General features: G+C 44.9%; 13 protein-coding genes. 7 read left to right on the top strand and 6 right to left on the bottom strand.

Annotation, left to right across the window (positions count from 1 at the left end; translation table 11 throughout):
- Positions 1-247 precede the first annotated feature (247 nt).
- The 4 genes from A3K91_RS01315 (at position 248) to thiS (ending at position 2,593) form a co-directional block, all read left to right on the top strand.
- Positions 248-706, top strand: a complete 459-nt coding sequence (locus A3K91_RS01315; protein WP_062843671.1) for a sulfurtransferase TusA family protein — start codon at positions 248-250, stop codon at positions 704-706.
- Between the two features lie 241 nt (positions 707-947).
- A complete protein-coding gene (gene rpoH / locus A3K91_RS01310) occupies positions 948-1,811 on the top strand; it encodes an RNA polymerase sigma factor RpoH (protein WP_208855365.1) in 864 nt (287 codons plus the stop codon).
- 128 nt (positions 1,812-1,939) lie between these two features.
- Positions 1,940-2,314 (top strand): DUF423 domain-containing protein, encoded by a 375-nt coding sequence (locus A3K91_RS01305; protein ID WP_062845797.1) that lies wholly within the window; start codon positions 1,940-1,942, stop codon positions 2,312-2,314.
- A gap of 78 nt (positions 2,315-2,392) precedes the next feature.
- A complete protein-coding gene (gene thiS / locus A3K91_RS01300; protein WP_062843669.1) occupies positions 2,393-2,593 on the top strand; it encodes a sulfur carrier protein ThiS in 201 nt (66 codons plus the stop codon).
- A gap of 292 nt (positions 2,594-2,885) precedes the next feature.
- On the opposite strand, the gene hpf is transcribed toward thiS, so the two are convergent.
- Both hpf and rpoN read right to left on the bottom strand, forming a co-directional pair.
- Positions 2,886-3,266 carry a ribosome hibernation-promoting factor, HPF/YfiA family gene (hpf, locus tag A3K91_RS01295; RefSeq protein ID WP_062843668.1) on the bottom strand — a complete coding sequence of 127 codons (381 nt, stop codon included), beginning with the start codon at positions 3,264-3,266 and terminating at the stop codon, positions 2,886-2,888.
- Positions 3,267-3,626: 360 nt separating this feature from the next.
- The gene (gene rpoN / locus A3K91_RS01290) at positions 3,627-5,291 is read right to left on the bottom strand and encodes an RNA polymerase factor sigma-54 (RefSeq protein ID WP_062843667.1); all 1,665 of its coding nucleotides are present in this window, start codon (positions 5,289-5,291) and stop codon (positions 3,627-3,629) included.
- A 455-nt stretch (positions 5,292-5,746) separates the two neighbouring features.
- Between rpoN and A3K91_RS01285 the strand changes: the two genes are divergently transcribed.
- Positions 5,747-6,631, top strand: coding sequence for a nitrilase-related carbon-nitrogen hydrolase (locus A3K91_RS01285; protein WP_062843666.1), 885 nt, complete (start codon positions 5,747-5,749; stop codon positions 6,629-6,631).
- 184 nt (positions 6,632-6,815) lie between these two features.
- Here A3K91_RS01285 and A3K91_RS01280 read toward each other — a convergent pair whose 3' ends face one another.
- The 4 genes from A3K91_RS01280 to lptM all read right to left on the bottom strand — a co-directional run bounded on the left by A3K91_RS01280 (position 6,816) and on the right by lptM (position 11,053).
- Positions 6,816-7,838: a tyrosine recombinase XerC gene (locus A3K91_RS01280; RefSeq protein WP_062843665.1), complete on the bottom strand. Its 1,023-nt coding sequence runs from the start codon at positions 7,836-7,838 to the stop codon at positions 6,816-6,818.
- Between the two features lie 209 nt (positions 7,839-8,047).
- A complete protein-coding gene (gene dapF, locus A3K91_RS01275) occupies positions 8,048-8,935 on the bottom strand; it encodes a diaminopimelate epimerase (RefSeq protein ID WP_062843664.1) in 888 nt (295 codons plus the stop codon).
- A gap of 318 nt (positions 8,936-9,253) precedes the next feature.
- On the bottom strand, positions 9,254-10,606 hold the full coding sequence (gene lysA, locus A3K91_RS01270) for a diaminopimelate decarboxylase (protein ID WP_062843663.1): 1,353 nt from the start codon (positions 10,604-10,606) through the stop codon (positions 9,254-9,256).
- 120 nt (positions 10,607-10,726) lie between these two features.
- The gene (lptM, locus tag A3K91_RS01265) at positions 10,727-11,053 is read right to left on the bottom strand and encodes an LPS translocon maturation chaperone LptM (protein ID WP_062843662.1); all 327 of its coding nucleotides are present in this window, start codon (positions 11,051-11,053) and stop codon (positions 10,727-10,729) included.
- A gap of 685 nt (positions 11,054-11,738) precedes the next feature.
- On the opposite strand from lptM, the gene A3K91_RS01260 reads away from it, so the two are divergent.
- Both A3K91_RS01260 and pta read left to right on the top strand, forming a co-directional pair.
- Complete coding sequence (locus tag A3K91_RS01260; RefSeq protein ID WP_062843661.1) at positions 11,739-12,971, top strand: acetate/propionate family kinase; 1,233 nt, start codon at positions 11,739-11,741, stop codon at positions 12,969-12,971.
- A gap of 129 nt (positions 12,972-13,100) precedes the next feature.
- On the top strand, positions 13,101-15,248 hold the full coding sequence (gene pta, locus A3K91_RS01255; protein WP_062843660.1) for a phosphate acetyltransferase: 2,148 nt from the start codon (positions 13,101-13,103) through the stop codon (positions 15,246-15,248).
- The last annotated feature ends 242 nt before the right edge of the window (positions 15,249-15,490 follow it).

Genomic DNA, 15,490 nt, shown 5'->3' with positions numbered 1-15,490 from the left:
TGACTGTGTAATTCTAATGAACCGAATATTGTGTTGATAATATTCAACTGCAATTGCGCATCGGCTCTTTGGTATAATAGCAATAGGGTCAGACTGCTGGTTGATTAGTGCTAATACTTCAATGCGCTATAACAACTGGTATCAGACAGTGATATGGTTACTATAAACATTACCGTCCTAAACCCCAAATACTGCTCATAATCATAGTAACACATACCAACTGATTGATATTTATAAGGTTTAGTTTATGTCCACTGATAGTCAGTCATCCATCACGAACGCTCTACCCTCTATCAGCTTGGCAGCCACTTTGTCTGACGCTGACGAGCAAAAGGTCAATGGCCTACTAGCATTGTTACAGGCAGCGACTAATACGCCAAGCCATGACGCGGACGTAAGCCAACAGACTATCGTTATCAAGCGCTTTGTCGATGGCCGAGGATTTGCCTGTCCGATGCCATTACTAAAGACTAAGGTGGGACTGCGCGATGTTGTAAATGGCGAATCTTTATATGTAGTTGCCACTGATGCCAACTCACAAGCAGACATCACCGCTTTTTGTCGTCAAAGCCAGCAATCGAATACAGAAAACCCGTTATTATTAACTGTGAATAAGTACACTAATGAGCCGCCGACTGATGGCTCTTTAACCCAGCATTTCGATACAATATATCACTTCATCATTACCAAAACTGATAGCAACTAAACGTTGCTATCCTTTACAATTAGAACTATAAAGATTTTTATCTGACTATTTGTGTAACTATCTAATCAAGGTCAAGAATATGGCTAATACTACTACTGATGCTGCAAAAACGAGTAAAAAAGACAGCGCAGCACCCATAAAAAATGACGCACGTGACGCCGCGTTAAAAGCCGCTGCCCAGCGACCCCCTTATGATGCGAGCGCGCTTGGCGATACCAGTACTCGTGATTTAGTACCGGCTATGCCGACTCATTTGTCAGCGCCTGGCGTCAACTTGGGTGCTTATATCAATACTGTGCATCAAATCCCAATTTTGACCCCGTTACAAGAACAGGAATTGGCGCATCGCTATTACGATGAAGGTGATGTGGAAGCTGCGCGACTGCTAGTTATGTCGCATTTGCGTTTTGTGATTCATATTGCCCGTAGCTATTCAGGATATGGCTTGCCGCAAGCAGATTTGATTCAAGAAGGCAATTTGGGACTCATGAAGGCGGTCAAGCGCTTTGACCCAAATAAAGGCGTGCGTCTGGTTTCTTTTGCTGTCCATTGGATCAAAGCTGAAATTCATGAATTCGTCATTCGTAACTGGCGCATTGTTAAAGTTGCGACGACCAAAGCGCATCGCAAACTGTTCTTTAACCTTCGTAGCCTCAAAAAAACCAACAACCAACTGACGTTGGAAGAAGCGGACGCGATTGCTGCTGACTTGAATGTCACGCGTAAGCAAGTGCTCGAAATGGAATCTCGTCTCACTTCTTACGATGCATCGTTTGAAGCACAATCGAGTGATGATGACGATGGCCGCTATGCACCGCAGCTGTTCTTAGAAGATGGTATTGATCCTGCTGAACAGTTAGAAGAAGAAGACTGGGAAGAAAACAATTCATCCGCCTTAATAGCAGCGATGGGCACATTGGATGATCGTTCGCGTGATATCGTCGAGCAGCGCTGGCTCTCTGAGCAAAAATCTACTTTGCATGAGTTGGCAGCGGTCTACTCCATCTCGGCAGAGCGGGTACGCCAAATCGAGAAAAACGCCATGGATAAAATTCGTGACGCGATGACCATCGATAGTGTTATCTTGCCAGAAGACATTCAGTAGCAAGGAGCAGTCATCGCTAGGTTTGGACAATAACTGTCGATGATTGTGGCGGTTAACGACCTTTTGAGCTGTATATATTGAATATATTGATACGCTATTAACGGCTTTTAGATAATATGAGTGTTGCCATGATAAATTGGATAGGTGTTGCTGCAATCAATATGGCGATAGCAGTCGCTCTAGGCGCCTTTGGCGCTCACGGTTTAAAAAGCTTGGTCAGTGCTCAGCAGCTTGAATGGTGGCATACGGCAACCTTATATCTATTTGTCCATGCACTTGGTTTGCTACTCGTGGGTTTATTGATTCAATTAAAATATATCTCTCATACCACAGCGTGGTTATTACAGATTGGCGTTATTATATTTGCTGGTAGTTTGTATGCCATGACGCTGGGTGCGCCGCGCTGGTTTGGTGCCATCACCCCTATCGGTGGTATTTTGATGATTGCAGGTTGGCTATGGCTTGCCGTATCGGCTTTTCGTTTGGGTCACGCCAGCAGTTAATTGATTCGCTATTAGGTCAAGTCGATGGTAAGAACGGATTGGCAATAAGGACTACCAAATTATCAAGGAGATCGTTGTATGAGTAATATCAGTGTGAATGGCAAACACTTACAAACCACGCATCAGACCGTGCAATTGGTCATTAACGAGCTTGGATTAAGTCAAGGCCGTTATGCGGTAGAAGTCGATGGTGAGCTTATTCCTAAAAGCGAGCTGACCCAATTACATATCGTTGAAGGTATGAATATCGAAGTCGTCCAAGCAGTCGGTGGTGGCTAATCACTGGATCAAGTTTATACGTCGCCTTAAGCCACGACCGTATTGTTTACTGTAGAGTATATTTGCTGAATAAGTGTTCTGCACGACTATTTATTGAACAGTATTAAGAGTGAATAACATTAATCAGAAGCCATATTAATCAAAAGTCACTAATAAAAAAAGACCTCAACGTATTGTACGTTTGAGGTCTTTTGTAGATATTAGGGTCTCGAAAATTAAAATGACACGGGGTTTTATATACTTATTATACTATTAACCCACACTCATTTGATATTCCCAAACCTCAATATAATCAGACGGCTGGTTCAGCATCAGCAACGGTCAAGTCTTCATAACGATGATCGCGCCCTGCTCCCTGAGTCTTCTTACGTTCTTGACGCGTTTTATACTTACGCACCTGTCTATCAAGTTTGTCGGCCATTTCGTTAATAGCTTTGTACATATCATCTTCACAGGCTTGTACAAACATTTCTTGACCTGAGACTCGCATAATCGCTTCAGCTTTATGGCTTTTTTGACCGCCATCACTCGCGCCGCTATTGTCTAAAGATAAGATCACTTGAATACTTTGTATCTGATCAAAGTGTCGTTCAACTTTTACAAGCTTTTCGCGAACCGCTGTGTCCATAGCTTCGGTAACACTGATATGGTGACCACTGATAGAAACATTCATATTATTGTCCTTTTATTATTACTTGCATTGTTACTTTTAATCAACAGATGAGCCAGCGTTCTTGCCTTTGTCATCCTGCCTTACCAACAATAATCTAAACATTTGGAATATAAGAAAGACGTCTCCTTTCGTCATGCTTTCTTTATTACTGTAGAACAATGATTAGCGATTCATTGTTGGTATGGCTCTAATTTGTCATGAAACTGAAATAGTAGCAAGACGCTAAGTTGTAATTAAATGTAAAAAACGCTGTTGTTTCATAAATGTTTCTATATAATCAAAAAATTTTATTTTTTATATTTGACTGGTTTATCAATAGATATAGGACAAATTGGCTTATAATTCATTACCTTATCAGCATTAATATTTCTGTTTACGCTGGGTAGATGAGCCAATATTCATTGCTTCACGATACTTGGCCACTGTTCTTCTGGCTATATCAATTCCCTCTGCCAATAAACAATCTTTTATGCGACTGTCTGATAAGGGCTTTTTGAGGTCTTCATCGGTGATCATTTTTTTGATCATTGCACTGATGGCAGTCGATGAGATGTCACCGTCTGCACTGCTGACATGAGATGAAAAGAAATGCTTGAGGGAGAACAATCCTTGCGGCGTCAAAATGGTTTTACTGGTGGTCAAACGTGAGACCGTGGATTCGTGTAAATCCACTTCTTCTGCAATAGCCTTTAAGATAAGGGGCTGCATTGCCGTCGCACCGTATTGCAAGAAATCTTGTTGATAACGAACGATGCTGGTTGCGACTTTGAGTAGGTTTTGATTGCGCTCTTCGATACTGCGAATGAACAACCTGGCGTCAGTAAGGTGTTCACGTAGATATTGATTGTCTGGGCTATCATCGCCGCGTCTGACTAGATTGGCATACTCTTGATTGACTTGTAGTTTTGGCAACGTATCAGGGTTGAGGCGCACATGCCAGCCCGTTTCTTGGGCCTCTGAGTCGCCATTACTATCGCGGCGGCGAATGGGCGTGACCAACACATCAGGAATATCATAACTGTCAGTCGAGCGAGTATAGTCTGGCTGATTACTCTGAAATAACAGGCCTGGCGAGGGGTTTAGTGTGCGTAGTAGATTGAGCGCAGGTGTGAGGTCTTTAGGTGCAAGACCAGTGCATTCAGTGAGTGCTTTGATATTATTGCTGACCAAATGCTCACTGGCCAATAATAGCGCGTGTGCTTCTTTTAGATATGGCGTATTTGTATCGAGTTTGGACAACTGAATTGCCAGACATTCATTCAGATGGCGCGCACCCACACCCAATGGATCGCAAGATTGAATGACACGCAGCACCGCCATGACTTCGTCATACTCAACCCGCTCATCCCACTGATAGAAGTTTGCCATGGTATCAAAGCTTTGCAATAGCTCATCGATATCCAGTCGAATAAACCCCATGTCATCCATAGAATCCATCAAATACGTGGCAATTAAGGTGTCCACTTCTGACAGTCGCTTAAAATTAAGCTGCCAGCGTACGTGGTCTTGAATAGTGGCAGAAGTGCCGCCTTGATAACTATCAAAGTCCTCATCACTTTTGCTGTTACTAGAATTCTTAGTTGCAGATGCATAGTTACTGTTATCGAAATTATTCGTGTCAAAAAGGCTATCGCCATCCGCCGCATAATTATCGATGGCACCGTCATCAATACTGGCTTGCTGTAACTTATCTAAGCTGTCACTAAATTCATCACTGTAGTCAGAATCATAGTCAAACTTCGACTCATTACCATCATAATCTTCACCAAAAGAATCCGCGCCAGTGCTTTGGTTCCAACTGTCTAGTGTCAATGAGGTGTCTGACTCATTGACACTATCGTCAGTACCATACTCGTATTCGTCTTCTTCAATCCGCTCAAGCAAAGGGTTGCTGTCCAGCTTGATCTGCACCTCTTGCGCCAGCTCAAGACTAGAGAGTTGCAGCAACTTGATGGCTTGCTGCATCTGCGGTGTCAGTTTTTGTGAGGTATTCAGCGTGGTTGCCAATCCGAACGACATATTCATGGGTGGCTTATTACACTCCGATGGTGGTGATAGTCTATATATGTTGCCAATTCAGGCAGAGATTTAACGATCTTAGGACACGACGATAGCATTTTTTGCTGCGATTTTGCTATGATAATTTATGGTCTACCCAGATATAGTCAGTTCATTTAAAGACAAAAATGCCGTTACGAGCAATTTTTACAGCTGCTGGCAAGCAAAATGTACGACCAATGAAAAGAGCTTATCTTGTCACAATACTATTTGAAATACCCTTTTGCTACTTTGAAAATACCATGCATTTGTTATGTATCTTTTATCATCATTGATTATTTTTTTACTTTGGCGGTGGTTACTCAATACTAAGCAATGTAAATATATTCAAAAACCCAAGCGCTTGATAAAAAACGATGGGATTTATACTCTAAAACCTTAGAATCACTCTCATAAATCATAAACCAGCTGAGAACAATACTATGAATAATAAAGCAAATAACCATCCATTTATCACGGCGGCCATTCAAATGAATAGTCAGCAAGATGTCGAAAAAAACCTAGCCGATATAAAAGCCGCTATTGCTGATGCGTGTAATCAAGGTGCACAGCTTATTATCTTACCTGAAAACTGCTGTAGCATGGGTGAGCAATTTGCCACTGCAGAGCGGTTCGATGAGCTGTCAGCGACGATAGCCCATTATGCCAGTACTTACAATGTCTATGTGCTGATAGGTTCACTACCCTGCACTTACCGTCCTGATGGCATGCTTGTGCCTAACGATAGGCTGAGACAGGTCAGTCAGCTGTTCGCCCCTGATGGCACACGCGTGGCACGCTATGACAAGATTCATTTGTTTACGGCGACCGTGGCTGACAAGCAAGGTAATTACAATGAGGCGGCAACATTTGAGCCAGGTACCCAAACCGTGGTCACACCGCTTGAAATCAATGACGTGGTCTATCAATTGGGTATGATGGTGTGCTTTGATCTGCGCTTTCCTGCATTAGCGCAGCGTCTGCGTCAGGCAGGTGCCGACTTGTTGAGTGCTCCGTCAGCCTTTACCTACTTGACAGGTCAAGCGCACTGGTCGCTGTTATTGCGCGCGCGTGCCTTGGACAGCCAGTGTATGGTGATTGGCGCCGCTCAGGGCGGTGACCATATTTATAAAGGCGGCAACATTCGTCAGACATGGGGGCACACAGCGATTAGCGCTTATGACGGCACCATTATAGACAGTTATGATGATAGCAAGTTGAATCAAGACAATAAGAATTATGCCATTGTCATGGCTACATTTGAGAAGCAAGCACAAGTACAAGGTCGACAAAAACTGCCTATTTTTGATTGCCATCGTTTGGCATAAGACTGTTTATATAAGTACAGTCGACTCCAAATAAAACAGATACGTTGTACTCCAACGCGGCACTGGCATATATTTTTCTTGCTTGCTGTGCCTACGCAGACAGAGGCTACGAAAAACGCATTTCAGTTCCGCTGTATCACTTTTATACTGAACTCACTATAGATGTAAAGTTATATAAGTAAGCTTAAAGACTCTCGCTCTCATTTTGTGCGTGCGTCGCTCGCGGATGAGCGCGGTCATAGACCTGTGTCAATTTAGCAAAATCAACATGGGTATAAATTTGCGTGGTACTGATATCACTGTGCCCAAGCATTTCTTGAACTGCACGCAAGTCGCCACTGCCTGATAGCATGTGTGAGGCAAAGCAATGACGCAGTAAATGTGGATATAGGTTTTGCGCGATGCCAGCACGAGTCGCCGCCACCTTTAATCGTTGTTGCACGGCGCGCGTCGATAAGCGAGTTCCCAGTTTTTCGCTGATGAACAATGCCCTATCTTGTTGCTCTACCCATAAATCACGGTGCGGCAGATAGCGCATGATGGCCTGTGCGGCCTTGGCGCCCAAAGGCACCAAGCGCGTTTTATTACCCTTACCCGTGACTCTCACCCGTAAATCAGACAAATCTACATCTGCCATATCAAGTGCGACCAATTCACCAACGCGTAGTCCACTACTATAAAGCAACTCAAACATGGCTTTATCGCGTAACCATAAACGGGCTTGCTCGGGCGTGTCAGGCATGTCTTGATCGAGCAGCTGCGTCAATAAATCCACATCCGCGATAGACGGCAACGGTCTCGGGCTACGCTTTAACTGATAACCTGTGGTTGGATTAATACGTGCCAAATTCTCTTCAATTAACCAACCATAAAAATGGCGAATAGCCGATAGCTCTTGTTGCACACTAGCCAGTGCCAACTTATCCTCATCTAGACGATGGCCGATATGTTGTGCCAATTGACGCTTATCACAGCGTGTCCATGACAAACGCTTACCGCGCAAAAACAGTGCCAACTGATTGAGTCCAGCAAAATACGCCGTTAGCGTATGCGGCGAATGGTTACGCACCGACAAAGTATTGAGCCAACGGTGGACAGGCGATAGTAGCTCTTGTAGTGCGGTATCCAGCTCTACCGCAGCGGCCAGCTCGGCTGATAGCCATGGCGCCGCGTTCGTAGATTGTTCGTCTTGATTGGACATCACCATATAAAAACCTGCCTTAACATTGGCTCGATCATCAGTGTATAGTCGATACTAAATAAAATAGATACATTGCGTCAATACGCAAGACTGGCAGCAATTTTTCTTGCGTGCTGTGCCTCTTCCGACAGAGGCGACAAAAAACTGATGCCAATCTCGCTATACCTTTTTTATATTGACCTGACTACGTGCAGCTTATCATTGATGACACGTGCTTAGTCTTCTGAGTGAGGTTTGAGACCGGCTTGTGCCATCAGCCCATCAGGGCTAAATACACCCTCATAGACAAAGGCTGTTGGGCCAGTCATCATGACTGAGTACCCTGGCTGCCATCTGATAATCATACTGCCGCCATAGAGCTGCGCGCGCACATCTTCGCCTTCATCAAGCCAGCCTTCGCGTATACCGACAGCAACAGCAGCACAAGCGCCCGTTCCGCAAGCTTGTGTTTCACCAACACCGCGCTCATAAACACGCAGACGAATATGACGCTGATTCATCACTTGCATAAACCCGACATTGACGCGATCTGGAAACGCAGGATGCGACTCAATGGCTTTACCCAGTGTTTCGACATCGGCATCAAGTACATCATCGACTTTGATCACCGCATGTGGGTTGCCCATGTTGGCAACATAGAGCTGCACTGGCGTACCATTGACATCCAAATGATAGGCATTTTGGATTTTTGTGGTGGCTCTGGGTGTAAATGGAATCTCATTTGGCTCAAATTTGGGCTTGCCCATATCGACTTCGACCCAACCATAACGGTCGGTCGTCAAAGAGATAATGCCACTTGCAGTCTCAACACGCAGACGCTGTTTGAATGACAGCTTACGTGCTTGAACAAAACGGGCAAAACAACGCGCCCCATTGCCGCACTGCTCAACCTCTGTACCGTCGGTATTGAAGATGCGATAGCTAAAGTCAACGTCAGGGCGCATCGGTGGCTCGACCACGAGTAGCTGATCAAAACCAATGCCTAAATGACGATCTCCCAATAACTGTACCAAATCCTTGGTTAACTCTAAGCGTTGGGTCACCAAATCAATGACCATAAAATCGTTGCCCAGACCATGCATCTTAGTGAATTCTATTAGCATACCCTTGATATCCTATCCTATTTTTATGTATGCCTTATATTAGCACGCTGTCAGATACAATCATAATTATCACTGCTATCAAATGTCCAGTTATCTCAGCGTTGTACCGTCTCTCAAACCTATATTTGACATCATCGCACTCTTTAATGCGGCTCACATGGCGGTTTATATTTATTTTGTGAGACATTTAAGCCGTTAGCTATAGCACGACTTTCCTCGTTGCAGCGTCAATTGCTCTCAAATTCGCCCATAAAAAAACCCATTGCTGTTATCACAATGGGTTTTGTAGCGGTTCTGAATACTGCGCTTTACTACTCTTTAGTCTTGCCACAAAACTTCATCAGCGTACAAGGATTCAATCGTCTCACGTTTGCGGATCAGTTGATGACGATCCTCTGACACCATCACCTCGCTTGCACGTGGGCGCGAGTTGTAATTGCTGCTCATGGTAAATCCATAAGCACCCGCACCCGTAATTGCTAAGATATCCCCTTCCGCTAGGGATAATAGACGGTCTTTGGCCAAAAAATCGCCCGTTTCACAAATAGCCCCGACAATATCCCATGCTTTCGTGTCATTGGTATCAAGGCCAGCGTCAGGCAATACGTTTGGAATGACTGCCATTTCTGCTTGATATAACGCTGGGCGAATCAAATCATTCATCGCTGCATCGACAATAGCGAAATTCTTATGCTCAGTTGGCTTGAGCACATCGACTTGGGTTAAGAGCACGCCAGCATTGGCAACGATACTACGACCCGGCTCAAAGAACACCGTTAAACCAAGCTCACTCAGTTTGGGCAGTAATGCTGCTGCGAATTCTTCAATAGACACAGGGGTTTCATCAATATAACGCACGCCCAAGCCACCGCCCAAATCAATATGACGCAGCTCAATACCATGCTCCCGTAGGCTATGTATCAACTCAATGACTTTGTCCAAAGCGGCAACAAATGGCTCAACTTCCGTTAACTGTGAGCCAATGTGGCAATCGATACCGACAATATCGATATGAGACATTGCTGCTGCCTGTTGATAAACTGCAAGCGCATCTTCGTGCGTGATACCGAATTTGTTGTCTTTTAGACCAGTCGAGATATAAGGGTGAGTTTTAGCATCGACGTTTGGATTGACGCGTAATGAGATTGGTGCAGGCTTATCAAGTGTCTTTGCCACCTCATTGATGAGGGTCAGCTCACTGATAGACTCAACATTGAAGCAGCCAATGCCTTGGGTCAGCGCATACTCGATATCGCCATAAGTTTTTCCCACGCCTGAAAATACCAGGCGTGACGCCTGAGCTCCAGCCGCTACCACACGCATTAGCTCACCACGTGAGACGATGTCAAAGCCTGCGCCTGCTTGTGCCAATACGCTCAGCACTGCCAGATTGGAGTTGGCCTTGACGGCATAGCATATCTGATGGTCTAGACTGGCAAAGCTGTCGGTATAAGCTTGATAAACATCCAATATGGCCTGTTTTGAGTAGACATAGCATGGCGTGCCATACTGTTTGGCAATGCTCTCAATACTGACTTGCTCCATATACAGCGCCTCATCACGATACTGCAAGGCTGGCAAGTGATTGGTTAAAGCCTTGGGATCGACATACAATCCTTGCTCTGTTTGGGTAGTGACAGATTCGCCAGTAGGTAACTCAGAATGACTCATATAAACATCTCTAATATAATCGGGTATCAAATGAAAATGAAGCTAAGAAAGGGACAAGAGCGCATTAGACAAAGGCATGCTGTCGTAAGCCCTCTTTTTAATAAAAAATCTGAATTGGCATTAATAGTCGTTGGGATCAGTACTCGGTTCTGGTAGCTCAAAATCCTGCGCGTTTTGCGTATTTGATACGTTGTTAGCATTATTAGTACTGTCATCATCGATACCCGCAAAGGCAGCGTCTTGTGGATGACTGGTACTGTCCAATACAGCAGTGCTACTCTGTGCTGATTGACCATCAGCATTTGCCAAGTATAAATCGCCTTTCTGTCCACAGCCTGACACACCCAGTATCGCAACACTACTGATGATAAGCGTTGAGACGGCACATCGACTGATGGTAATCATATTGGCGTACTCGGTTTTTGAAGTGCGGCGGATAGTAAGCATAAAGTAGGCAACCTGTGACCTTACAGCGGTGTAAGTATGTTAAAAAACGTATGATAGAGAAAACAATATCAAGTGCCAATCACACTATAACAAGTGAGCACTGACATATAGGGGCAGTCCATTGCTACTATGAGCAATAGGACTGCTTTAAATCATAGCATTATTACATAAAGCGATGCTGATACTGAATACAACTGGCAATAAATTTGGTTAGATACTTACTCAACCTGACAAACAATAAATTTTAACATAGTCAACAATTTTTTACTAAATACTATTGGTTATGTTCATAGCTAAAGATGCTTTGGCTAATACTTGGAAAAACTTTCTTACAATTTTTATTAAGTGTCATTTTCTCTGATTGTCTATGATCAGCCCTAACTACAATCGGTGTACAGTTGTTATCGATGTGTATACATCTTAGGTGCCAATCCTCATAGTTATCATGGTATAGCTTCAAAAATATGGTACATTATGGTCAGCCTTGTGGCCATCACTATAGAGCTAGGGTAAGGTAATAACATGACTGAACCCGCTCTCATCAGTAGAGTCAGCCCAAGTGTGATTGAAATCAGCGATATCATTGCCATTGGTATATCAGCAGGGATGTGGCTGGTTTTTGTTTATTGAACCGGTATTCATTGAGAATGAATATCTTTATAAAAATATAATCTAAGGATAGAGTATGAGCGCGAGTCTAACCAACACTTTTGATGACAAAAATTCTGAAACATCAACCCTAACCAATCCTACCTTAGTCCTCAACTGTGGTTCTTCTTCCATTAAGTACGCACTGATTAGTGACGATAATGCAACTCGTATCACAGGTCTGGCCGAAAACTTAGGACTCGATACCGCCCGTATCAAACACACCACTTTAAACGGCGAGAAGCTTGAAATCTCAATACCAGGTGGTAATCATAAGTTCGCCCTACAAAAAATTCTTGAGCTATTAGAGCAATATCATTTCATCGCGGTCGGTCATCGCGTGGTTCATGGCGGCCGTGAATACTCTGAAGCGGTACGTGTCGATGATCATGTCCTTGACGAAGTTAAGCGTCTAAAAGTATTGGCACCGCTACATAATCCTGCTCATGCTTTAGGTATTGAAGCCGTTCAAGCCATTTACCCTGATATTCCACAAGTCGTCGTTTTTGATACTGCGTTTCATCAAACTATGCCTCCTGTTGCCTTTCGCTATCCGCTACCAAAAAACCTGTACGAAGAACATAAAATCCGTCGTTACGGCTTTCATGGTACGTCTCACGCTTACGTCTCAGAGCGCGCAAGTGATATCACCGATGCAAGCGGCACACATGGTTGGCTGACCGCACATTTGGGTAATGGCTGTTCAGCGACTGCGGTCTATGATGGCAAGAGTCTTGATACCAGCATGGGCTTGACGCCACTTGAGGGGCTTATGATGGGTACGCGCAGCGGCGATGTCGATCCAAGCTTACATATTCATTTAAAGCGCCAGCTGGGTATGAGTTTAGAAGACATCGATACCATGCTCAATAAAGAAAGCGGTCTGCTGGGTATTTCAGGGTTGTCGAATGACTTGCGTACCGTTGAGCAAGCCGCCAAAGAAGGTCACAAAGACGCCCAGCTTGCTATCGAGATGTTCTGTTACCGCGTGGGTAAATACCTTGCCAGCTTGAGCTGTGCGTTGCCTGAATTTACTGGTATCGTCTTTACTGGCGGTATTGGAGAAAACTCGGTCAGCACACGTACGCGCATTTTAGAAGTGATGCGTCATTTTGGTATTAAGGTCGATGCAGATAAGAACGCAAACTTGGTTGGCGGTAACGAAGGCAGCTTCCATAGTAGCGATAGTAGCCTTGAGCTATGGGTCATACCAACCGATGAAGAAGGTCGCATTGCTCAAGAGACGCGTGAAGCGTTGCATCTGGTCTAAGTGCACAGTTTTTGAGTCGTTTTTTAAACGCGCGCTTCTGGCAAATCTTGTGATAAGAAGCGTGGTGTTTTACGCATTTTGGCAATGATAAATTGAGCCTTAAAAATATAATAAACCGTAGGATACACTATGCAAACCATTTTACTTGTTCCCATTAGTCGCGGTATCGGTGTCACGTCAGCCGCGCTTGGACTGATTCGTGCTTTTGATTACAACGGTATCAAAGCTGGTTTTATGAAACCGTTTTTGCAAGATGATACACTGGATAAGCAGCGCAGCTTGGACAGCTCAAGTGCTTTAACCATGCACGCTTTTGGGCTAAAACCGCCCAAATCCATCAGCCGTCAGCGCGTTGAGCGCATGATTGGTGATGGTAACCTTGATGATCTGATGGAAGAAGTGGTCATCAATTATCACACCATCGGTGATGGTCATGACGTCATCATTTGTGAAGGACTAGTACCAACCACTGAGACATCTTACGCCTCACAAATCAACCGTGCCATTGCTCATGCACTGGATGCCAAGATCATCTTCGTCAGTACGGCTGATACCAGCAACCCTGCCTATCTGGCTGACAAACTCGATGTTCACGCTCGTGAGTTTGGTGGTATTGCCACTGCGCGTACACTTGGGGTGATTTTGATGCGGGTACAAGACGTACCCAATACTTTTGAGACCCAACCGGTCGCACCAGGTGAAGCTGTCGTGCACTTGGATGACTCGTTCATGCAAGAAGTAAAACGCTTGTCCCCCCACTTTGACACTGATGCCTTTCGCTTGATCGGTGTGGTGCCTTTTAGCGACTCACTCTCTGTGCCGCGTACGTGGGACATCGCCACTGAACTTGATGCCAAATGGCTCAATGTGGGTGAAGCAAAAACGCGCCGCATTAACCGTATTAGCTTAACCGCTCGCTCCGTTGCTCGCGTCGACGAGGTGTTCAAACGTGGCACTTTAATCGTCGTCCCTGGTGATCGTGATGACTTACTACTGGCAGCTGGCTTGGCCTGTATCAATGGCATCCCGCTGGCAGGTTTGGTTTTAACGGGCGGCGTTGAGCCAAGTGCAACCGTTGCGGAATTGTGGCAATCAGCGCTCAAGACGGGTATACCTGTCATGAGTGTGGAAGATGACAGTTATGAGACCGTACAGAGCTTGGTACACATGAGTTCTGAGATTCCAAGTGATGACACTGAACGTGCGGAAGAAGTGGCACGTTACGTGGCAGCGCATCTAAACTTGGACTGGATTAAAGAGTATTTCAGCCGTGATTATGAGCGACGCTTGTCTCCTTCTGCCTTTCGTCATCAAGTGGTCAAAAAAGCACAAACGGCCAAAAAACGTATCGTCTTGCCAGAAGGGTCTGAGCCGCGCACTGTCGAGGCCGCCTGTATCTGTCAGAGTCGCGGTATCGCCAATTGTGTGCTACTTGCGAAGCGTAGCGACGTTGAACAAGTGGCCAAAAATCGTGATTTGGTCATTCCAGAAGGGTTAGAGATTATCGATCCTGATGATCTCGATATGAGCAAATATATCGCTGCCGTCGTTGAGCGCCGTAAAGGTAAAACCAGCGAAGATGTCGCTGCTGAGTATCTCAAAGATACAGTGTATTTGGGTACGACCATGCTACAGATGGACGAAGTCGACGGCTTGGTTTCTGGAGCGATTCATACTACTGCCAACACCGTACGCCCAGCGTTTCAGTTGATTAAGACAGCACCGCAATACTCTTTGGTATCGTCCATCTTCTTTATGCTATTGCCTGAGCAAGTGGTAGTTTATGGTGACTGCGCCATCAACCCTGATCCAACCGCAGAAGAGCTGGCTGAGATTGCTATTCAGTCCGCGCAATCGGCTGCGGCTTTCGGTATTGATCCAAAAGTTGCGATGATCAGCTACTCTACTGGCTCATCAGGTGCCGGTGCAGATGTCGAAAAAGTCACTCGTGCCACTCAAATTGTGCGTGAGCGCGCGCCAGATCTAAAAGTCGATGGCCCCCTACAGTATGACGCCGCCTCAGTCATGAGCGTCGGCAAACAAAAAGCGCCAGACTCACCAGTTGCTGGACAAGCCAACGTCTTTATTTTCCCAGATCTCAATACAGGTAATACCACTTATAAAGCCGTACAACGTAGTGCCAATGTCGTCAGTGTTGGTCCTATGTTGCAAGGATTGAACAAGCCTGTGAACGACTTGTCACGTGGCGCCTTGGTCGATGATATTATTTATACCATCGCGCTGACGGCCATCCAAGCTTATAGCGATGAGATTTAATCGCTATAGCTTGATTGCTATCTGGTCAATGATAAATAAGAGTCATGCATAGAGTAACGCTGTACTACTGAGATGAATTTTTCTTCGCTGCCTGTTCGCAAGCGTGACAGAAGCTTTGAAAAATCCATCTCAGCAACATCGTATTATTTTTAGTTTTATTATGCTGATTAAAAATAGATTTGATATTACCGACTGTCGTTATGATGGTCGGTTTTTTATTGGTCATTTTTGATGACTTTTGA

Source organism: Psychrobacter alimentarius (assembly GCF_001606025.1).
In the GTDB taxonomy this organism is placed as follows: domain Bacteria; phylum Pseudomonadota; class Gammaproteobacteria; order Pseudomonadales; family Moraxellaceae; genus Psychrobacter; species Psychrobacter alimentarius.
This window is presented reverse-complemented; position numbering and strand designations above follow the sequence as displayed.